Source organism: Streptococcus sp. 27098_8_99 (genome assembly GCF_041431935.1).
In the GTDB taxonomy this organism is placed as follows: domain Bacteria; phylum Bacillota; class Bacilli; order Lactobacillales; family Streptococcaceae; genus Streptococcus; species Streptococcus parasanguinis_D.
Genome location: NZ_JAPVYQ010000016.1, coordinates 1 through 18,685, shown reverse-complemented (window position 1 = coordinate 18,685; position 18,685 = coordinate 1). Strand labels below are relative to the sequence as shown.

The window sequence follows — 18,685 nt, the reverse complement described above, 5'->3', positions numbered from 1 at the left end:
CCTCATGACCGATCTGACTCTTTTTCCAGAATATCCAAATCTTGTCAAAATTCCGCTGGTTGAAGAGGAAAAAACAGTCTTCTATATTAGCTATGCCTATCCAAATGAAGGGGAACCTCAAGCGCTTCTTAGCTCCTTTATTGAACGGTTAGAGAAGTGTGAAAAATAGGGAAGCTGGTGTTAAACAGACAAGTAGAGGGTAACTTGAATAAAATGAGGCTTGTAGAGAAAGGAAATTCATGATTTCGCTTTGTCTGCCAGCCTTTTTTGGTGTTTTTTGGTATAATTAAACTTGATCATATTCTGCAGAAAGGAGTTCCTATGTCCAACTATTTATCCGTATCAAGTTTGACCAAATATTTGAAATTAAAATTTGATAAGGATCCCTATTTGGAAAGGGTTTATCTGACAGGGCAGGTCTCCAATTTCCGAAAACGTCCCAACCACCAGTATTTTTCATTAAAAGATGAAAAAGCGGTCATTCAGGCAACGGTCTGGGCTGGGGTTTATCGAAGCTTTGGTTTTGAGCTAGAAGAAGGCATGAAGATCAATGTCATCGGTCGCATTCAGCTCTATGAGCCAAGTGGGAGTTATTCCATTGTCATTGAAAAGGCTGAGCCAGATGGAGTAGGGGCCTTGGCCATCCAATTTGAGCAACTCAAGAAAAAGTTGACCGAAGAAGGGCTCTTTCAGGATCGGTGGAAGCAAGCTCTGCCACAATTTCCAAGAAAGATCGGGGTCATCACCAGTCAAAGTGGGGCCGTGATTCGCGATATTATCACAACGGTGAGCCGACGCTTTCCTGGTGTAGAGATTGTGCTCTACCCGACCAAGGTTCAGGGTGAAGGAGCTTCTAGTGAGGTGGTTGCTAATATTCAAAGGGCCAACCAACGGGATGATTTGGATGTTTTGATTATCGGTCGTGGGGGTGGTTCGATTGAAGATCTCTGGGCCTTTAATGAAGAAGCAGTGGTGCGAGCCATCTTTGAATCGCGGATTCCGATTATCTCCAGTGTTGGACATGAGACAGATACGACTCTGGCCGATTTTGTAGCAGACCGACGAGCCGCTACTCCGACAGCCGCTGCTGAATTGGCCACTCCAGTAACCAAATTGGATCTCTTGTCCCATTTACAAAAGCAGGAAAATCGCATGGCAACAGCGATGTCCAATCGCTTGGCCTATAATCGTGAACGCTTGGCCAAATTAAGTCAATCGGTTATTTTTAGACAGCCTGAAAGACTCTATGATGGCTACCTGCAAAAGATTGACCAGTTGAAATTGCGCTTGAAACAAGGGATGCGCGATGCTTATGGACAAGGGGCGAATCAGCTGCAAGGGCTGAGTCATCGCCTAGAAGCTATGTCTCCTTTGCATCGCATCGAGCGCTACCAAGATCGCCTGCTCCAAGATAAGAGAATCTTAACCAACCGAATGGAACAAGTCCTAAAAGAGCAAAAGATCAAGGTGCAAGGCTTATCAGAAGCTCTCTTGATGCTCGATACCAGTCGGATTATTGCGCGTGGCTATGCCATGGTTAAGCAAGACGATCAGGTCCTAGACTCGGTTGCGAAAGTAAAAGAAGGGGACCCGCTATCACTCATCATGAGAGATGGCCAGTTAGAAGTAGAGGTAAAACATGTCGAAAGAAAAGAAATTTGAAGAAAATTTAGCAGATTTGGAAGCCATCGTCCAAAAATTGGAGAGTGGAGATGTGGCTCTTGAAGAAGCCATTACAGAATTCCAAAAAGGAATGAAGTTGTCAAAAGAATTGCAAGATACCTTGGATCAAGCAGAGAAAACCTTGGTCAAGGTCATGCAAGCAGATGGTACTGAAGCGGATCTAGCATGAGACAAGAAGAAAAACGAAATAGAGTAGAGCAAGCGGTTCGCTCTTTTTATGAGAAGAAAGCCGTTGCCCCCCATTTAGTGGAGTCGGTCCTTTATTCGATCCAGGCAGGTGGAAAACGCCTGCGCCCCTTGCTCCTTCTAGAATTGTTAGAGGCCTTTGGACAGGAATTGACAGAGGCTCATTTTCAAGTGGCAGGGGCTTTGGAGATGATCCACACAGGAAGCCTTATTCACGATGATCTGCCAGCCATGGACAATGACGATTACCGTCGGGGGCAATTGACCAATCACAAGAAATTCGGAGAAGACCTGGCGATTTTAGCAGGGGATGCGCTTTTTCTCGATCCCTTTGGGATGATAGCTGCGAGTGCCCTTCCTGATGCGGTCAAGGTCTCCTTGATTCTTGAATTGTCAGATGCTTCCGGTAGTCGTGGAATGGTAGCTGGCCAAGTCCTTGATATGGAAGGGGAACACAAACAGCTCACGCTAACAGAGTTGCAAACCATCCATGCCAATAAGACAGGACGCCTCCTTGCCTATCCTTTTATCGCAGCAGGTTTGATTTTAGAGTTGCAAGCAGACTTTGCTCAGCTCTTAGAAAAAATTGGGAAAAAATTAGGCCTGGCTTTTCAAGTGCGGGATGATATTTTGGATCTGGTCGCTGATTTTGAAGCTTTGGGTAAGACCCCTCAAAAGGACTTAGTAGCTGAAAAATCGACCTATCCAGCCCTGTTGGGATTGGAAGAATCAAAAGCTTTGCTGACAAGTGAATTAGACGCTTGCGAGGACTTGTTGGATCAGATTACAACTGCTTGCGACTTTGATCCGCGAGCGATCAAGAAATTAATAGAAGGATTACGAATAGATGGCTAAGGAAAGAGTGGATGTATTAGCCTATAAACAAGGCCTATTTGATACCCGCGAACAAGCCAAAAGAGGGGTGATGGCAGGTCTTGTCGTTGCCGTCATCAATGGTGAGCGCTTCGATAAACCGGGTGAAAAAATTGATGAAGCAACCGAGTTGAAATTAAAGGGTGAAAAGCTCAAATATGTCAGCCGGGGCGGTCTTAAATTAGAAAAAGCCCTGAACCAATTTGGTTTATCTGTAGAAGGTAAAATTGCGATTGATATTGGAGCTTCTACAGGTGGCTTTACAGATGTCATGCTGCAAAACGGAGCCAGCCAGGTCTTTTCGGTGGATGTCGGGACCAATCAGTTGGCCTGGAAATTGCGCAATGATCCTCGAGTGGTCTCGATGGAACAGTTCAATTTCCGCTATGCCGAGCCAGATGATTTTGAAGCGACACCGAGCTTTGCGAGTATCGATGTCAGCTTTATTTCCTTGGACTTGATTCTGCCAGCCCTTCACCGGATTTTGGCAGAAAATGGACAAGTCGTGGCCTTGGTCAAACCTCAGTTTGAGGCAGGACGCGAACAGATCGGGAAAAATGGGATCATTAAGGATCCTAAGATTCATTTAGCAGTTCTTGAAAAGGTCGCTACTTTTGCAGGGACACATGGCTTTGCGGTAATGGGAGTAGATTATTCCCCTATCCAAGGAGGCCATGGCAACATCGAATTTTTGATGTATCTAGAAAAAAAAGAAGAGAAAACAAAGCCGACTACAGAGCAGCTGGAGGCTGTTGTGGAGCTGGCACACAAGGAATTTAAACATGAAGAGTAAGAATATCAGATTAGAAAAAATTCGTCGCTTTATACGTGATCATGAGGTAGGGACCCAAGAAGAGATCGTCGAACATTTGAAAGAAGAAGGCATCTCAGCAACCCAAGCGACAGTATCACGGGATATCAAAGAATTGGGCATCGTAAAACGCCCTTTAAAAGATATGACTTATGTCTATGAATTGCCACGCAAGCATCACCAAGGAATCGGGATGATTGAAAGCAATATCTTGTCTCATCGCCGAATGGGTGAATATGTTAATTTCACCATGGTTCCGGGGACAGCGCCTTTAGTTAAACGTCGCTTGCGGGAGATTTATAAGGAGCATATCTTTAGTATTGTTGCAGATGATGACACGATCTTACTGATCGCCTATTCAGCTCCAGAAGCAGAGAATATCCTCAAATCAATCTTTGGGTGGTAAGAGCCTATGCTATTAGAAATTTCGATTAAGAACTTTGCCATTATCGAAGAGATTTCCTTAAATTTTGAAAAGGGAATGACGGTACTGACAGGGGAAACAGGTGCAGGGAAATCCATCATTATCGATGCTATGAACATGATGCTGGGAAGCCGTGCAACGACGGATGTCATTCGACACGGAGCCCCAAAAGCGGAAATCGAAGGTCTCTTCACCGTTGAGAGCAATCGCCACCTGACAGCTCTTTTTGAAGAGCAAGGACTAGAGTGGACCGATGAATTGATCATTCGCCGAGAGATCCTGCAAAATGGACGAAGTGTCAGTCGGATCAATGGTCAAATGGTGAATTTGTCTGTCTTAAAGGCAGTCGGTCAACATTTGGTGGATATCCATGGCCAGCATGATCAGGAAGAACTCATGCGGCCCCAATTGCATATCGCTATGCTGGATGAATTTGGGGATGCAGCCTTTTTCCAAACCAAAGACGCTTATCGTCAGACATTTGAAGACTACAAACGCCTGCGCAAACAAGTAGTGGAACTCCAGCGCAACCAGCAGGAAAACAAGGCTCGTATCGAGATGTTGGAGTTTCAGATTGCAGAGATTGAGGCAGCTGCCTTGGAAGTGGATGAGGACCTGCGTCTGGAGCAAGAACGCCAACGCCTGCTCAATCACAAGATGATTGCAGATACCTTAACCAATGCCTATACCATGCTGGATGCAGAAGAGTTTTCGAGTCTAGCCAATGTTCGCTCAGCCATGAATGATCTGGAAAGTATTGAAGAATATGATCCCAGCTACAAAGAGCTCTCAAGCCAGTTATCTGAAACCTTCTATGCCCTTGAGGATATTACCAAGCGCTTAGAAGATGTGGTCGATGGTCTGGAGTTTGATGGTAATCGCCTCATGCAGGTGGAATCGCGTTTGGATTTGATCCACTCCATCACGCGCAAGTATGGTGGCCAAGTCAAGGACGTCTTGGAATACCTGGCGCAAATCACCAAAGAATATAGCCTCCTCACCGGAAGTGACCTCTCGTCTGAGGATTTGGAAAAAGAACTCAAACGTTTGGAAAAGAGTTTGGTTACTTTGGCTCAAGATTTGAGTGATCAGCGGCATGCCCTGGCCCAAGCTTTGGAAAATGAAATCCAGCAAGAATTGGCAGATCTCTACATGGACAAGGCGCGTTTCCAAGTGCGTTTTAGCAAGGCTAAGTTTAATCGTGAGGGAAATGAAGCCGTCGAATTTTACATTTCGACCAACCCAGGTGAGGACTTTAAACCTCTTGTCAAGGTAGCATCCGGCGGAGAATTGTCACGCTTGATGTTGGCCATTAAGTCTGCTTTTTCTCGAAAAGAAGGAAAAACCAGTATCGTCTTTGACGAGGTGGATACAGGGGTCTCTGGGCGCGTGGCCCAAGCCATCGCAGCGAAAATTCATAAGATTGGTCAAAATGGCCAAGTGCTTGCCATTTCTCACCTGCCTCAAGTCATCGCTGCAGCAGATTATCAATTCTATATTGAGAAAATCAGTGATGAACACTCAACTGTATCTACTGTGCGTTTGCTCAATAGAGAAGAACGAATCGAAGAAATTGCCAAGATGCTCGCAGGAGAGGATCTAACGGAAGCTGCCCGTCAACAAGCAGAGCAACTTCTCAAGCGTTAAGAGAAAGAAGGTTTGAAACAATGTCAACATACTTTGTAGTCGGAGATATTCACGGAAAAGCACAAATGCTAGAAGAGCTCATGACAGAGTGGGATGGAAAAGCTCAATTGGTCTTTTTAGGGGATTTGATAGATCGAGGCGAAAACAGCAAACGATCAATTGAAATCGTAAAGGACTACGTAGACCATCACGGAGCGGTTTGCCTTTCTGGAAATCACGAGTACATGTTTTTAGCCTGGTTGGACAATCCAGAAGAGCGTTATGACCACTACCGAAGAAATGGTGGCGATACGACCATCAACTCTCTGTTAGGCCGGCCACTCGATGCTCCTGTAGATGGCATTGCAGATGCGCAAGCAGTAGAAAATGCCGTTCCTGACTTGGTGGCCTTCATCCGTAGTTTGCCTTTTGACTACGAGACAGAGACCTATTATTTTGTCCACGCTGGTGTGGATCTAACCCTTGAAAATTGGCGAGAAACCAGTGATTACCAAAAAGTCTGGATCCGAAAACCATTCCATGAAGCGGAGAATCATACAGGCAAATGGATCGTCTTTGGCCATACACCAGTCTATGGACTGCTCAATGAGCCAGTCGGCACCGAAAATCTTTGGATTTCAGATCAGAAGATGGGTGTCGATGGGGGCGCTGTCTTTGGTGGAGTCCTCCATGGATTGCTCTTGGATGATCAAGGCATTGTCCATGACCATGTCCTTCATAATACAGGTTTTTCTGCCGCAGACGACTGAGGAAGCAGGAATGGATATCTTTCACTGCAAAACCCCGTGTTTTTTGATATAATGAAAGCAGAACATTCTTAGGAAGAGTATAGAAATATATGGCAAATATTAAAATAGTTACAGACTCATCTATTACAATTGAGCCTGAAGTGGTTGAAGAATATGGCATTACCATTGTGCCACTTTCTGTTATGGTGGATGGAGTCCTTTATTCCGACAGTGAGTTGGGCGAAGGGGACTTCTTGCGCTTAATGCAGTCTAGCAAAAATCTTCCAAAGACCAGCCAACCACCCGTTGGAGTCTTTGCGGAGGTGTATGAAAAGTTAGCAGCAGACGGAGCTCATATCGTTTCGATTCATATGTCTCATGCCTTGTCAGGAACCGTAGAGGCGGCTCGTCAAGGGGCAACCTTGTCAGGGGCAGAAGTAACTGTGATTGATAGTGGCTTTACAGACCAAGCTATGAAGTTCCAAGTGGTTGAGGCAGCTAAGTTGGCTAAAGAAGGAGCAGATCTAGACACCGTTTTAGCTCGTATCGAAGAAGTCAAAGAAAAGACAGAGTTGTATATCGGCGTATCTACCTTGGAAAATCTAGTTAAAGGTGGTCGGATTGGCCGTGTTACCGGACTTTTGAGCTCGCTTCTTAACATCCGTGTGGTGATGCAAATGAAGGACCATCAGTTGGAACCAATCGTCAAGGGCCGTGGAAACAAGACCTTTAAGAAATGGTTGGATGAATTGGTAGAGAAACTTTCCCATAGTAAGGTGGCTGAGATCGGGATTTCTTACGCAGGGACACCAGAGTGGGCCAATGAAATGAAGGCTCAGTTGCAATCTCTCGTTGAAAAAGCAATCCCAGTTCTCGAAACTGGATCGATTATTCAAACCCATACAGGTGAGAATGCATTTGCAGTTTTGGTACGCTACGAATAAGCTGAATAAATGTTTGAAAAAACAGGTTTAGTACTTGACCTAAAGGCTTTTTTTAGATATTATAGTACTGTTAAGGCGTAAAGCCTAAAAAAATTTGGAGGATTTGTTAAATGGCTAACAAACAAGATTTGATCGCAAAAGTGGCAGAAGCTACAGAATTGACTAAAAAAGATTCAGCAGCAGCTGTTGATGCTGTATTCGCAGCAGTTTCAGAATACCTTTCAAAAGGTGAAAAAGTTCAATTGATCGGTTTCGGTAACTTCGAAGTTCGTGAACGTGCAGCTCGTAAAGGTCGCAACCCACAAACTGGTAAAGAAATCAAAATCGCAGCTTCTAAAGTTCCAGCATTCAAAGCTGGTAAAGCTCTTAAAGAAGCAGTTAAATAATTGCATTTTGAAAAGCCATCCTAGATTTCTAGGATGTTTTTTTTGTTGGACAGCTCTATAGGATAAGGGTATAATAGGAAAAAAGAAGGAGAGAGAAAAGACCATGCGATTCATTTTAGGCCTCTTTGCCTTGTTGTTTATCCGACCTATTTTGTATCTACTGAAAGGGCTGTGGTTTGTACTGGAATTTTGCTTTATGATCCTCGTGGTCAAAATGATCCTAGGAACCGTGCGCTGGATGACCAGTTGGATCGGTTGAGAGTAGATGAATCTATTTCAGGCTCGTGAATCAATGTCCCCTGGACATAAGCTCGCTTTTCCATTTTTAGGCTCGTGAAAAAAATGTCCCCCGGACATTTTTTTTAATTAAAAGCATTCTAAATAGTGATTTATTTTGAAACATGATATAATAAGGGTAACGAATCGGTTAAATCATATTGGAAAGGGGGAATCATAGTGAACGCATTGCATCGTCATGAAGAAGAGCGCGTGGAAGAAGTCTTGCAAAATTTGCGTGCTAAGGGCATTCGGATTACCGATACCCGCAGAGCAGTTCTTTCCTATTTAGTGGCGAGTCATGAACATCCAAGCGCTGAGAAGATCTATCGTGATTTATTGCCTCAGTTTCCAAGCATGAGTCTAGCAACTGTCTACAACAATATCAAGGTTTTAATTGATGAGGGGGTTGTCTCTGAGATCAAGGTTCGCAATGATACCACGACCTATTTTGATTTCATGGGGCATGACCATTTGAATGTGGTATGTGAAAAATGTGGTCGTATCGCAGATGTGGACATTGAAGTCCCAGATCTTCGCGAAGAAGCAGCCAGTCAAAGTGGCTACCAGATCACCAAGACCCAGATGACCGTCTATGGCATTTGCCCCGACTGTCAGAAAAATTAGTGTGAGAGAAAGCAGAGCCGTCAGGCTCTTTTTTGATGCAATGAAAGCCTGCCTATATTTTATACCGGGAGAAAAATAGGGAAAATCATGATATAATATACTTTTACGATCAAACAAAAGGAGAACGAGATGAAGAAGCTGGAGAATTTTTCTTGGAAGATGTGGCAGGTCTATGCCTTAGCGGCAGTGACCATTTTTATGATTGGTGCTATATGGTCTTTCTTTTTCTTGAAAACGGCCCCTCATATAGTTGGATAGAGTAACAATGTTTGTGAGATAAGGACTTATAGAAAGATTTAAAAAATGAAGATAAAGAGTGAAAAACTAAAAAGTTTACTGGTCATTGTTGGTTTTTTTATCCTTTTAACTATTTGTTTTTATAAAAATTTAGAATCAAATATCAAGGAAATCTACAAGAATAATCATTATTCAGGAGAGGTTCGGATCACGGGCCTTTCGATTACAAGTGAATCAAAACTAGTGATTAATGCTAATTATACCTATTCTGAAACGATTAATGGGAAAGTCATCTCTATTCCATTGAAGAAACAAATGATGTTGGAACAAGTCATTTTGCCATATTATCCACCTGTAGCTAAAGAAGTACGTTTTGGATTGCTTGGTGATTCAATAGGAATGTATAGTGAGCCTCCTAGCACGTATGTACCCATTCTTGAAAAAGCCCTAGAATTGAATCCTGAGAGAAAAAAGTTGGAGCAGGAATTAAAGAAAAAAATAGATCAAAATTCTATCTTAAAAGGATCGAAGGTTGAATTAAAACTTGGTATTTCAAGTAAAATAAAGTATATTGGCGGGATACATTGGCTTGAAGATTACGAGAAACAATCGGCGAAGAAGGGACGGACTGTTCTTGGAGGATGGTATGGTTTTCCGGTAAAAGAAGCTTTAGATAATGATGTCCTATATGTTCAAGTGACATTACCTAAAGGTGTGAAGAGGGATCATATCCGATTTAAGGATGAATTAGAAGCGATTGTACAAACATCGAGTTTGCCAAATGGTCTCTATGTCTTAGGAACTGTGACAGATTCGAATTTCGATGAGGTTGAGATTGAAGACAGAGTGGTTAAGGAAAGGAATTAAAGATGTCAGAAACAAAACAAGAAAGTAATCTTAGTTTAGTCTGGGAGCTTGCGTTGTATATTGTTCTAGTTCTATCAATTGTTGGATTTCCATTTTTGAATGGTCTTTATTATTCGTATTCAGATGATTCACAGGTTTTTCTATTTCGAAAAAGCAACTCAGTATTTTGGGGGCAAGAATTTAAAGGTGTGGTGAATTCTTACTTTATTATTTCTCTCATACTATTAATTGTTTTACCTGTTATAGCCTATATTATTCATGATTCTTTTGAAAAAAAGGGGTATCCATTTTTGGCTAGCCTGCAATCTTTTTTGATTCACCTATCTTGTAGTGTTATTCTAATATATGCTGCATTTTCATTAACAATTCAAAAAGTTTATTATAATTTGGGGTTTGGTGTTTATCTTTGTCTGCTAATTTATATGGTTCATATGTATAGTGATTTAAAAGATTTAAGAAAAATGATTGAACAACGAAATTCCTTGACTGAAGAGAATCAAGCAACAGAGTAGCCTGTCTAAGTGAAAGAAGAAACATTCCTCATTTTCAAACCAGAGCCGTCAGGCTCTTTTTTGTGAGAAATTGCACTTTTCTATGGTCGCCACTAGATTTTTTACTGAAAATCTAGTAGAATAGAATAGATAAACGGGGGAAACCTCGGAGAATAAAAAGGAGATCCATCTAATGGTAAAATTGGTTTTTGCTCGCCACGGTGAGTCTGAATGGAACAAAGCTAACCTTTTCACTGGTTGGGCTGATGTTGATTTGTCTGAAAAAGGTACACAACAAGCGATCGACGCTGGTAAATTGATCAAAGAAGCTGGTATCGAATTTGACCAAGCTTATACTTCAGTATTGAAACGTGCGATCAAAACGACTAACTTAGCTCTTGAAGCTTCTGACCAATTGTGGGTTCCAGTTGAAAAATCATGGCGCTTGAACGAACGTCACTACGGTGGTTTGACTGGTAAAAACAAAGCAGAAGCTGCTGAACAATTTGGTGATGAACAAGTTCACATCTGGCGTCGTTCTTACGATGTATTGCCTCCTGCAATGGACCGTGATGATGAACACTCAGCACACACTGACCGTCGTTACGCTTCACTTGACGATTCAGTGATCCCAGATGCTGAAAACTTGAAAGTTACTTTGGAACGTGCCCTTCCATTCTGGGAAGATAAAATCGCTCCAGCTCTTAAAGACGGTAAAAACGTATTCGTAGGAGCACATGGTAACTCAATCCGTGCTCTTGTAAAACACATCAAACAATTGTCAGACGACGAAATCATGGATGTGGAAATCCCTAACTTCCCACCATTGGTATTCGAATTTGACGAAAAATTGAACGTTGTAAAAGAATACTATCTTGGAAAGTAAGATAGCGTGATTCGTTATCAATCATAGAAAGCTGACTTCGGTCAGCTTTTTTGCTTGTCTTCCTTAGATCCTAGCTGGTTTTGGGTTTTCAGGGTCTCCTAAAAATGTTATAATAGAGTGTTACTAAATTGGGTTCCATTAGCCCTGAAAGGAAAAGAAAATGACAAAATCATTCTACATCACAACCCCTATCTATTACCCATCTGGTAAATTGCATATTGGTTCAGCTTATACAACGATTGCCTGTGACGTTTTGGCGCGTTACAAACGCATGATGAACTACGATGTTTTCTACCTGACTGGTCTCGATGAGCACGGTCAAAAGATCCAGCAAAAAGCAGAAGAAGCTGGGATTACACCGCAAGCTTACGTAGATGGGATGGCCGTTGGAGTGAAAGAACTCTGGCAATTACTCGATATCTCATATGATAAATTCATCCGTACAACAGACGACTACCATGAAAAAGTGGTGGCCCAAGTCTTTGAACGTTTGCTGGCTCAAGACGACATCTACCTTGGTGAATACTCTGGTTGGTATTCAGTCTCTGATGAAGAGTTCTTTACAGAAAGCCAATTGGCTGAGGTCTACCGTGATGAGAATGGCAAGGTCATCGGTGGGGTAGCCCCATCAGGCCACGAAGTAGAATGGGTTTCTGAAGAGTCCTATTTCCTCCGCCTCAGCAAATACCAAGACCGCTTGGTTGAGTTTTTCAAATCCCAACCTGATTTCATCACGCCAGATGGCCGTCTCAATGAAATGTTGAAAAACTTCATCGAGCCCGGTTTGGAAGATTTGGCGGTATCTCGTACTACCTTTACCTGGGGAGTCCCAGTTCCATCCAATCCTCGACACGTTGTCTACGTTTGGTTTGATGCTCTGCTTAACTATGTGACGGCTCTTGGTTATGGCCAAGAAGATCATGAAAACTTTGACAAATTCTGGAACGGAACGGTCTTCCACATGGTCGGAAAAGACATCCTTCGTTTCCACTCCATCTACTGGCCAATCCTTCTCATGATGTTGGATATCAAATTGCCAGAACGTTTGATTGGCCATGGTTGGTTTGTCATGAAAGACGGCAAGATGTCTAAGTCTAAAGGGAATGTCATCTACCCAGAAATGTTGGTGGAACGCTTCGGCTTGGATCCACTTCGTTACTACCTCATGCGTAGCCTTCCAGTTGGTTCTGATGGGACTTTCACCCCAGAAGACTACGTGGCTCGCATCAACTATGAATTGGCTAATGACCTTGGAAACCTCCTCAACCGGACGGTAGCTATGATCAACAAATACTTTGGTGGTCAAGTTCCGGCTTATGTCGAAAATGTCACAGCATTTGATGCAGATTTGGCCAAGGTGGTTGAAGAAAACATCGCTGAATACCACAAGCAAATGAACGCGGTTGATTACCCACGCGCTTTGGAAGCCGTATGGAACATCATCTCTCGTACCAACAAGTACATCGATGAGACTGCTCCTTGGGTCCTCGCTAAAGAAGATGGTGACAAGGAACAATTGGCAGCGGTCATGGCTCACTTAGCAGCTAGCCTTCGTGTTGTGGCTCACTTGATCCAACCATTCATGATGAACACCTCAAATGCCATCATGGAACAACTAGGATTGGGCTTGGACTTCGATCTTGAAAACTTGACCCTAGCAGGCTTCCCTGAAAATGTCACAGTGGTTGCCAAAGGAACTCCAATCTTCCCACGTCTCGACATGGAAGAAGAAATTGCCTACATCCAATCTCAAATGACTGCTGGAAAACCACAAGAAAAAGAATGGATTCCAGAAGAAGTGGAACTCAAGTCTGAAAAAGACGAGATTAAATTTGAAGACTTTGACAAGGTTGAAATCCGTGTAGCAGAGGTCAAAGAAGTGGAACGCGTCGAAGGCTCAGACAAATTGCTTCGCTTCCGCCTAGATGCAGGAGATGGCGAAGACCGTCAAATCCTTTCTGGTATCGCGAAATTCTATCCAAATGAACAAGAATTGGTCGGCAAGAAACTCCAAATCGTAGCCAACCTTAAACCACGTAAGATGATGAAGAAATATGTCAGCCAAGGCATGATTCTTTCCGCAGAATACGGAGATCAATTAACAGTCTTAACGGTTGATCCATCTGTTCCAAATGGAAGCATTATTGGGTAGAAAATATTATTCATCCTATATGCAGGTACATTTTTTGAATTCTATCATTTGTAATGAGAAATAGTAAATGTTTGAAAGGAAATTATTTTTGAAAAGACGATATATTCGTGGATTCGATGGCCTCAGATCTTTAGGAGTCATATTTGTTATTCTTTACCACATGTTTCCTCAACAGGTAAAAGGCGGCTATCTAGGAGTTGTTCTATTTTTTGTAGTTTCAGGTTATTTAATAACAGATTTATTGTTACAAGAGTATAAGGATAATAAACAGATTGATGTAATTGGTTTTTATAGGAGACGTATAAAAAGACTATATCCGGCTATGATATTCGTTATTCTTGTCAGGGCCTTTATACTTTCTTGTTTCAGTCCAATTTTTTAAACCACTTACGAATGGTATTTGTTTCTAGTGTTTTAATGTTTAATAACTGGTGGCAGATTGATAAGGGGGCATCTTATTTTACAAGATTAATGGCAGAAGCTCCATTTAGCCATTTTTATAGCTTGGCAATTGAAGCTCAGTTCTATTTAGTCTGGCCAGTTGTCTGTCTGTTTTTAATTCGCAAAGTAAAAGATAGATGGAAAATATTTAGAGCTCTAGTCCTATTTGCAATCATTTCAGCCTTAGAGATGGCAGTTTTGTACCATTCCAATCAGGATCCGTCAAGAATTTATTATGGAACAGATACACGCTTATTTAGTATTTTACTGGGGGCTGCCCTTGCATTTATTTGGCCGAGTGATAAAGTTATAGGACTACGGCCCAATGAAAAAGGAAGACGCTTCATTTCTAAATTCTTTATTGGACTCTTTTCAATTATTTTAGTATTTCTGTTTTTATTACCCGATCGTTCATGGATTACCTATCGAGGAGGTATGTTATTTTTTAGTTTCTGCTCAATATTACTTGTTGCCTTAGTCGTTTCTCCAAATTTTGGTATTGAAAAATTATTTTCTAATAGATTATTTGATTATATTGGAAAACGTTCATATGGTATATATTTGTGGCAAATGCCAGTGTTGGTTTTAATGGAAACTCGATTAGGACATGGGATATTTTACTATTTCTTTTCTTTAGTACTGATCATTGGATTGTCTGAACTTTCTTTTAGATTTGTTGAAGTACCTTTACGTCGTGTAAATTATTGTAAGCTATTTTGTAAAATAAAAAATGTCATCTCAAAAAATGGCTTTTCAAAAGATAAAGTTCGAATCTATGCTATGGCTTCTTTAGTAGCCATTTCAATGGCTATCGTATTTCTTTCACCGAATTCAGATAAGGCCCAAAACAAGATCGTGCAAGATATTAAGTCAAATCAAAAAGTGATTGAAGCTGCAAAAAACAAGAAAATTAAAACTACGAAGCTAATAAAAAATAAAGTTAGTAATGAAGATCTTGCTCCATATGAAGAATTAGCTAAAAAGTATGATGTGACAACTTATCAACTCTACCAAGCTAGTCAAACCCCTATCCTAGCTATTGGAGACTCAATTTTTACTAAGACTTATAATAATCTCTCAGAAGTATTTCCGAATATGGTTATGGATGCTACATTTGGAATTGCACCTGAAGATACTATCTCTCATATTCAGTCTCTTGTTGAACAACATCCAGATGTTAAAACTGTCATTCTATCGATTGGAACAAATCAAGGAGGACAAGGTGTTCTAAACGAGTCACAAGTATCGCAGATAATGAAAATTCTTGATGGGAAGAAAGTTTACTGGACAACGATCAATCTTCCAAGTTCGACTTACTGGTGGACGAATCAAGTGAATAAATTACTTGAAGATTCAGCAAAAAAATATAAAAACTTGACACTAGTACCATGGTATCAGCTATCGGCTCCCCACGATACAGAATGGTTTGAAGCTGATGGTTTCCATCCCAATGAGGTGGGTGCTATTCAGTATAGTAAGTTGTGGGTTGATAATCTGTTTAAGAATAAGACTCAGTAAAAATGAGAAAAGTTCATTTAAGAACATTCAATAGATTGCTTGGTTTTTTTGAGTATCTTTTTAATACTGGACAACCTTTCTTTAACATTATAAAAATGCATAGTGATATGGTCTTTAAATACCATATCACTATGCGTTTTTTTATAGAAAGAATTAGTTAGTTTTACTTAAAATAATATTTTAAGTATATTTTCTTATTCCTATTCATCTGGCCGGTATTCCAAGATGTCTCCTGGCTGGCAGTCGAGTTCTTTGCAGATGGCTTCAAGGGTGGTGAAGCGGATGGCTTTGGCCTTGCCGGTTTTGAGGATGGAGAGGTTGGCTGTGGTGATGCCGATTTTGTCGGCTAGCTCGTTGGATTTCATCTTCCGCTTGGCCAGCATGACATCTAGATTGACGATAATCATGGTACCCTCCTTAAATGGTTAGCTCATTTTCTTCAGCAATCTCAATCCCTCTCTCTAAAATCTTTCCAGAGACCCAGACGATTGGAACGGCAAGGAGAAGCCCTGTGTTAAAGGTAAATTGGAAAGTGAAGGGAAGGAGATAAGCATTTCCACTGGTTTCAAGTGTGCCAGACATAAAGGACAAGACCAAGAGAATCTTCCAAGCTCGGTTGCAAAGATCAATGTTGGAGTGAGAAAAGATCTTTTCTTGGTAGAGATTTTGGAGGAAGCTGCGAATGGTGATGAGAAGGTAAATATAGATAGCGCTTGAGGCTAGTGGGAAGAGCAACTGCCAGAGAGGTTGCGGATGTTTGGGGAAGAGTTGGATGCCATTCGCATCAAAGGACAAGCGACCTGATTGAATGAGATCTTTGAAAAGCCCCATGCGGGAAAGCAGGTGGACGACCAGTGCAGCCAGGGTCATAAAGCCACAGAAGTAAATGAAAGCCGTCAAGACTTCAATGACATTTTTTAAGGTTTTTGAGTTTTTCATCGCAAGCCTCCTTGAAGTTTATTTATTTTTCACTTATAGTATACTCCTTATAAAAAAATAGTCAATAAAAAAGTATCGAAAAACGATAAAAAAATAATGATAAACAAAATATTATTTTTGAGAAACAGGTATTTTCTACTAAAACTAGTCAGTTCAAACCTGGGAAACCACTACATAGAGGGGAATTTTACTATACTTTCGATTTAGGGTATACTAGTGTAAAGATCTTATTCCATGGAGGTAGTAAAATGAATCTTAAGTGGAAGAAAAAATACCTGGGGCCGATTTTGGGGCTTGTCGGAGCAGTTGTTCTGATCGGTGGAGTCTATCTCTACTCTAGCTCCAACATCCAACCAGACCATAAAAAGGAATTTAACCAGACCAGTAAGAAGGTCACCAAGCCAAAGGAAAAAGCTATTGACCTGAGTGGTGACTATGTCTCTAATGAACGGGATGAAGCCAAAATCGAGAAAAAAGGCAAGGCCTGGAAGATCGATTACCAAACGGCTGACGGCAAGGTATCCGCTGAATTTAGTACAGATTGGAAGGTCGAAGGGTCTAACAAAGTTTCGACAGGCAAGATGAAAAAGTCCGATGGCAATACTGACTTTACAGTCACTGTTCGTGTCTTCAAATACAAGACAGACAAGAAGCCTTTGATCACGGTCACCATGTCTGATAAAAATCCTGACCACGAGATGGTCTTTGCCAATCGGGAGGATTTTTTCAAATCGACAGATCCCAATGATGTCGTCCTTGATGGCAATCTCTCACCGTTTGAGGGTGCTTATTCCAATGAGGCCTATGAAAAGGAAATCGCAGATTCCGGTTTTAAACTTTATGGCTATACTCCAGAAGAATATTACCAAAACAAGACCAATGCCTTTCCAAGTATTGTAAATGGGGAGACTGGCTGGACTTTCTGGAGTGGAGGCACTCGGGCAAGTTACTTGTTCAATAAAGAAAAAGATCCCAAGAAGCGAAAAGGCTATTATGAAGTTTATTTCACAGGGGCAAATGCGACTGCGATCCAAGGGCAAGAGCAAACCTTGTACTTGATCCCAGCGGGTGTGACAGGTCCTGACGGAGTAGCTTCCCAAGAACGTCGGATTCTCTTTGGGGATGCGGCCTACCGTGATTACCATCTAGAGTGGTGGAAAGCTTACCCACAACCGAAAAAAGAGAAAGACTTGGATATTGCGGCCATTAACGGAGGCGACTTCTCAAGCTTAGCTGGAACCTGGCGCAATGGCAAGGGTGCTGAAATCGTCATCCAAGCAGACGGAAAAGTCAAGGGCCAAGGCAGCCTCAAGGCTGTTGCGGACTCGGATAAGAAGAGCAAGATCCCTTATGTTGAGATGAAGATGGGTGAGACTGGTGCTGCGATTGGACTTCTGAAAATCGGTTTCCAAAATCCAGATGGAGACCAGTCTGATACCAGCAAGCTACGTCTAGTGGTCACTCAATCTGCAGGCAACTACCCGGCTGATCAATATTTCTACCGTCAATAAAAAAGGAGATTAATCCATGGGCCATCATATCAACTATAAGTGGGCTAGTCTTGGAACTGGCGTTATTGCCAATGAATTGGCGCAAGCCCTTGAAGCGCTTGGTGGGAAACTCTATTCCGTTGCCAATCGTACCTATGACAAGGGGGTAGCCTTCGCTGAGAAATACGGGATCGAAAAGGTGTATCATGAAATTGACCAAGTCTTTGAGGATCCTGAAGTGGATATCATCTATATCTCAACCCCTCACAATACTCATATCCAGTATCTCCGCAAGGCCCTCGCAGCTGGCAAACACGTGCTCTGCGAAAAGTCCATCACTCTCAACAGTGAGGAATTGGCAGAAGCGATAAAGCTTGCTGAAGAAAACCATGTCAAACTGGCAGAAGCCATGACCATTTTCCATATGCCTATTTATCGGAAACTCTCTGAAATTGTGGCAAGTGGCAAGCTAGGCCCTCTCAAGGTCATCCAGATGAACTTCGGCTCCTATAAAGAATACGATATGACCAATCGCTTTTTCAATCGCAATCTGGCAGGTGGTGCTCTACTGGACATCGGTGTCTATGCCCTATCTTTCGTCCGTTGGTTTATGACCTCACAGCCGACAGAGATGGTTTCACAGGTCAAGCTGGCACCGACTGGTGTTGATGAACAAGCAGGGATCCTTCTTACGAATCGTGAAGGGGAAATGGCGACGGTGACGCTGAGTCTTCACGCCAAACAACCGAAACGTGGGACAATCGCTTATGACAAGGGCTATATCGAACTCTACGAATACCCGCGTGGCCAAAAAGCGGTCATCACCTATACGGAAGATGGTTCACAAGAAGTGATCGAAGCAGGAGAAACTGCCAAAGCCCTCCAGTATGAAGTCCTTGATATGGAAGCAGCAGTCGCAGGAAGGGAAAATCATCTCTACCTAAACTACAGCCGCGATGTCATGGACCTCATGACTCAACTCCGCAAAGACTGGGGCTTGGTTTACCCAGAAGAAGAATAAAGTTCGGAAAGAGGCTGGGACAAAAGTCCTAGCCTCTCAATTATTTTTGGATTGTCGA

General features: G+C 42.1%; 22 protein-coding genes. 20 read left to right on the top strand and 2 right to left on the bottom strand.

Features of this window, described 5'->3' with window-relative positions; translation table 11 throughout:
* Positions 1–321 precede the first annotated feature (321 nt).
* The 18 genes from xseA to O3605_RS08765 all read left to right on the top strand — a co-directional run bounded on the left by xseA (position 322) and on the right by O3605_RS08765 (position 15,177).
* Positions 322–1,662 carry an exodeoxyribonuclease VII large subunit gene (xseA, locus tag O3605_RS08850; RefSeq protein ID WP_371585947.1) on the top strand — a complete coding sequence of 447 codons (1,341 nt, stop codon included), beginning with the start codon at positions 322–324 and terminating at the stop codon, positions 1,660–1,662.
* On the top strand, positions 1,640–1,852 hold the full coding sequence (locus O3605_RS08845; RefSeq protein WP_003006013.1) for an exodeoxyribonuclease VII small subunit: 213 nt from the start codon (positions 1,640–1,642) through the stop codon (positions 1,850–1,852). The genes xseA and O3605_RS08845 overlap by 23 nt, the downstream gene beginning before the upstream one ends.
* Positions 1,849–2,724 carry a polyprenyl synthetase family protein gene (locus O3605_RS08840; RefSeq protein WP_371585946.1) on the top strand — a complete coding sequence of 292 codons (876 nt, stop codon included), beginning with the start codon at positions 1,849–1,851 and terminating at the stop codon, positions 2,722–2,724. Before O3605_RS08845 ends, O3605_RS08840 begins: the two co-directional genes overlap by 4 nt.
* Positions 2,717–3,535, top strand: a complete 819-nt coding sequence (locus O3605_RS08835) for a TlyA family RNA methyltransferase (protein ID WP_070673771.1) — start codon at positions 2,717–2,719, stop codon at positions 3,533–3,535. The genes O3605_RS08840 and O3605_RS08835 overlap by 8 nt, the downstream gene beginning before the upstream one ends.
* Positions 3,525–3,959, top strand: coding sequence for an arginine repressor (locus tag O3605_RS08830; protein WP_003006022.1), 435 nt, complete (start codon positions 3,525–3,527; stop codon positions 3,957–3,959). Before O3605_RS08835 ends, O3605_RS08830 begins: the two co-directional genes overlap by 11 nt.
* 6 nt (positions 3,960–3,965) lie before the next feature.
* Positions 3,966–5,624, top strand: a complete 1,659-nt coding sequence (gene recN / locus O3605_RS08825; protein ID WP_371585944.1) for a DNA repair protein RecN — start codon at positions 3,966–3,968, stop codon at positions 5,622–5,624.
* 20 nt (positions 5,625–5,644) lie between these two features.
* A complete protein-coding gene (locus tag O3605_RS08820; RefSeq protein ID WP_021152788.1) occupies positions 5,645–6,373 on the top strand; it encodes a metallophosphoesterase in 729 nt (242 codons plus the stop codon).
* An 89-nt stretch (positions 6,374–6,462) separates the two neighbouring features.
* On the top strand, positions 6,463–7,296 hold the full coding sequence (gene fakB / locus O3605_RS08815) for a fatty acid kinase binding subunit FakB (RefSeq protein ID WP_049472934.1): 834 nt from the start codon (positions 6,463–6,465) through the stop codon (positions 7,294–7,296).
* 110 nt (positions 7,297–7,406) lie between these two features.
* On the top strand, positions 7,407–7,682 hold the full coding sequence (hbs, locus tag O3605_RS08810; protein ID WP_003006038.1) for a non-specific DNA-binding protein Hbs: 276 nt from the start codon (positions 7,407–7,409) through the stop codon (positions 7,680–7,682).
* 103 nt (positions 7,683–7,785) lie between these two features.
* A complete protein-coding gene (locus tag O3605_RS08805) occupies positions 7,786–7,941 on the top strand; it encodes a hypothetical protein (protein ID WP_004219735.1) in 156 nt (51 codons plus the stop codon).
* Between the two features lie 197 nt (positions 7,942–8,138).
* The gene (locus O3605_RS08800; protein ID WP_003006041.1) at positions 8,139–8,585 is read left to right on the top strand and encodes a Fur family transcriptional regulator; all 447 of its coding nucleotides are present in this window, start codon (positions 8,139–8,141) and stop codon (positions 8,583–8,585) included.
* Between the two features lie 129 nt (positions 8,586–8,714).
* Positions 8,715–8,843, top strand: a complete 129-nt coding sequence (locus O3605_RS08795) for a hypothetical protein (RefSeq protein WP_003006046.1) — start codon at positions 8,715–8,717, stop codon at positions 8,841–8,843.
* 45 nt (positions 8,844–8,888) lie between these two features.
* A complete protein-coding gene (locus O3605_RS08790; RefSeq protein ID WP_201037338.1) occupies positions 8,889–9,689 on the top strand; it encodes a hypothetical protein in 801 nt (266 codons plus the stop codon).
* A gap of 2 nt (positions 9,690–9,691) precedes the next feature.
* Positions 9,692–10,201 (top strand): hypothetical protein, encoded by a 510-nt coding sequence (locus O3605_RS08785; RefSeq protein ID WP_049498167.1) that lies wholly within the window; start codon positions 9,692–9,694, stop codon positions 10,199–10,201.
* 172 nt (positions 10,202–10,373) lie between these two features.
* The gene (locus tag O3605_RS08780; RefSeq protein WP_003012031.1) at positions 10,374–11,066 is read left to right on the top strand and encodes a phosphoglycerate mutase; all 693 of its coding nucleotides are present in this window, start codon (positions 10,374–10,376) and stop codon (positions 11,064–11,066) included.
* A gap of 160 nt (positions 11,067–11,226) precedes the next feature.
* Entirely contained in the window at positions 11,227–13,218 is a 1,992-nt protein-coding gene (gene metG, locus O3605_RS08775) for a methionine--tRNA ligase (RefSeq protein WP_049498168.1), read from the top strand.
* A 67-nt stretch (positions 13,219–13,285) separates the two neighbouring features.
* Entirely contained in the window at positions 13,286–13,600 is a 315-nt protein-coding gene (locus O3605_RS08770; RefSeq protein WP_371585940.1) for an acyltransferase family protein, read from the top strand.
* A gap of 35 nt (positions 13,601–13,635) precedes the next feature.
* Positions 13,636–15,177, top strand: coding sequence for an acyltransferase family protein (locus O3605_RS08765; RefSeq protein WP_371585939.1), 1,542 nt, complete (start codon positions 13,636–13,638; stop codon positions 15,175–15,177).
* Positions 15,178–15,377: 200 nt separating this feature from the next.
* Here O3605_RS08765 and O3605_RS08760 read toward each other — a convergent pair whose 3' ends face one another.
* Complete coding sequence (locus tag O3605_RS08760) at positions 15,378–15,584, bottom strand: helix-turn-helix domain-containing protein (protein ID WP_003006064.1); 207 nt, start codon at positions 15,582–15,584, stop codon at positions 15,378–15,380.
* 10 nt (positions 15,585–15,594) lie between these two features.
* Entirely contained in the window at positions 15,595–16,116 is a 522-nt protein-coding gene (locus O3605_RS08755) for a DUF2975 domain-containing protein (protein WP_049498170.1), read from the bottom strand.
* Positions 16,117–16,364: 248 nt separating this feature from the next.
* Here O3605_RS08755 and O3605_RS08750 point away from each other — a divergent pair, with 248 nt between their 5' ends.
* The gene (locus O3605_RS08750; protein ID WP_371585938.1) at positions 16,365–17,627 is read left to right on the top strand and encodes a DUF6287 domain-containing protein; all 1,263 of its coding nucleotides are present in this window, start codon (positions 16,365–16,367) and stop codon (positions 17,625–17,627) included.
* A 16-nt stretch (positions 17,628–17,643) separates the two neighbouring features.
* Positions 17,644–18,627, top strand: a complete 984-nt coding sequence (locus O3605_RS08745; protein ID WP_371585936.1) for a Gfo/Idh/MocA family protein — start codon at positions 17,644–17,646, stop codon at positions 18,625–18,627.
* Positions 18,628–18,685 lie beyond the last annotated feature (58 nt).

Bases quoted from the DNA above. Each gene is read 5' to 3' on its own strand.
- xseA (WP_371585947.1), top strand. From the start codon at position 322: ATGTCCAACTATTTATCCGTATCAAGTTTGACCAAATATTTGAAATTA.
- O3605_RS08845 (WP_003006013.1), top strand. From the start codon at position 1,640: ATGTCGAAAGAAAAGAAATTTGAAGAAAATTTAGCAGATTTGGAAGCC.
- O3605_RS08840 (WP_371585946.1), top strand. From the start codon at position 1,849: ATGAGACAAGAAGAAAAACGAAATAGAGTAGAGCAAGCGGTTCGCTCT.
- O3605_RS08835 (WP_070673771.1), top strand. From the start codon at position 2,717: ATGGCTAAGGAAAGAGTGGATGTATTAGCCTATAAACAAGGCCTATTT.
- O3605_RS08830 (WP_003006022.1), top strand. From the start codon at position 3,525: ATGAAGAGTAAGAATATCAGATTAGAAAAAATTCGTCGCTTTATACGT.
- recN (WP_371585944.1), top strand. From the start codon at position 3,966: ATGCTATTAGAAATTTCGATTAAGAACTTTGCCATTATCGAAGAGATT.
- O3605_RS08820 (WP_021152788.1), top strand. From the start codon at position 5,645: ATGTCAACATACTTTGTAGTCGGAGATATTCACGGAAAAGCACAAATG.
- fakB (WP_049472934.1), top strand. From the start codon at position 6,463: ATGGCAAATATTAAAATAGTTACAGACTCATCTATTACAATTGAGCCT.
- hbs (WP_003006038.1), top strand. From the start codon at position 7,407: ATGGCTAACAAACAAGATTTGATCGCAAAAGTGGCAGAAGCTACAGAA.
- O3605_RS08805 (WP_004219735.1), top strand. From the start codon at position 7,786: ATGCGATTCATTTTAGGCCTCTTTGCCTTGTTGTTTATCCGACCTATT.
- O3605_RS08795 (WP_003006046.1), top strand. From the start codon at position 8,715: ATGAAGAAGCTGGAGAATTTTTCTTGGAAGATGTGGCAGGTCTATGCC.
- O3605_RS08790 (WP_201037338.1), top strand. From the start codon at position 8,889: ATGAAGATAAAGAGTGAAAAACTAAAAAGTTTACTGGTCATTGTTGGT.
- O3605_RS08785 (WP_049498167.1), top strand. From the start codon at position 9,692: ATGTCAGAAACAAAACAAGAAAGTAATCTTAGTTTAGTCTGGGAGCTT.
- O3605_RS08780 (WP_003012031.1), top strand. From the start codon at position 10,374: ATGGTAAAATTGGTTTTTGCTCGCCACGGTGAGTCTGAATGGAACAAA.
- metG (WP_049498168.1), top strand. From the start codon at position 11,227: ATGACAAAATCATTCTACATCACAACCCCTATCTATTACCCATCTGGT.
- O3605_RS08770 (WP_371585940.1), top strand. From the start codon at position 13,286: ATGTTTGAAAGGAAATTATTTTTGAAAAGACGATATATTCGTGGATTC.
- O3605_RS08765 (WP_371585939.1), top strand. From the start codon at position 13,636: ATGTTTAATAACTGGTGGCAGATTGATAAGGGGGCATCTTATTTTACA.
- O3605_RS08760 (WP_003006064.1), bottom strand. From the start codon at position 15,584: ATGATTATCGTCAATCTAGATGTCATGCTGGCCAAGCGGAAGATGAAA.
- O3605_RS08755 (WP_049498170.1), bottom strand. From the start codon at position 16,116: ATGAAAAACTCAAAAACCTTAAAAAATGTCATTGAAGTCTTGACGGCT.
- O3605_RS08750 (WP_371585938.1), top strand. From the start codon at position 16,365: ATGAATCTTAAGTGGAAGAAAAAATACCTGGGGCCGATTTTGGGGCTT.
- O3605_RS08745 (WP_371585936.1), top strand. From the start codon at position 17,644: ATGGGCCATCATATCAACTATAAGTGGGCTAGTCTTGGAACTGGCGTT.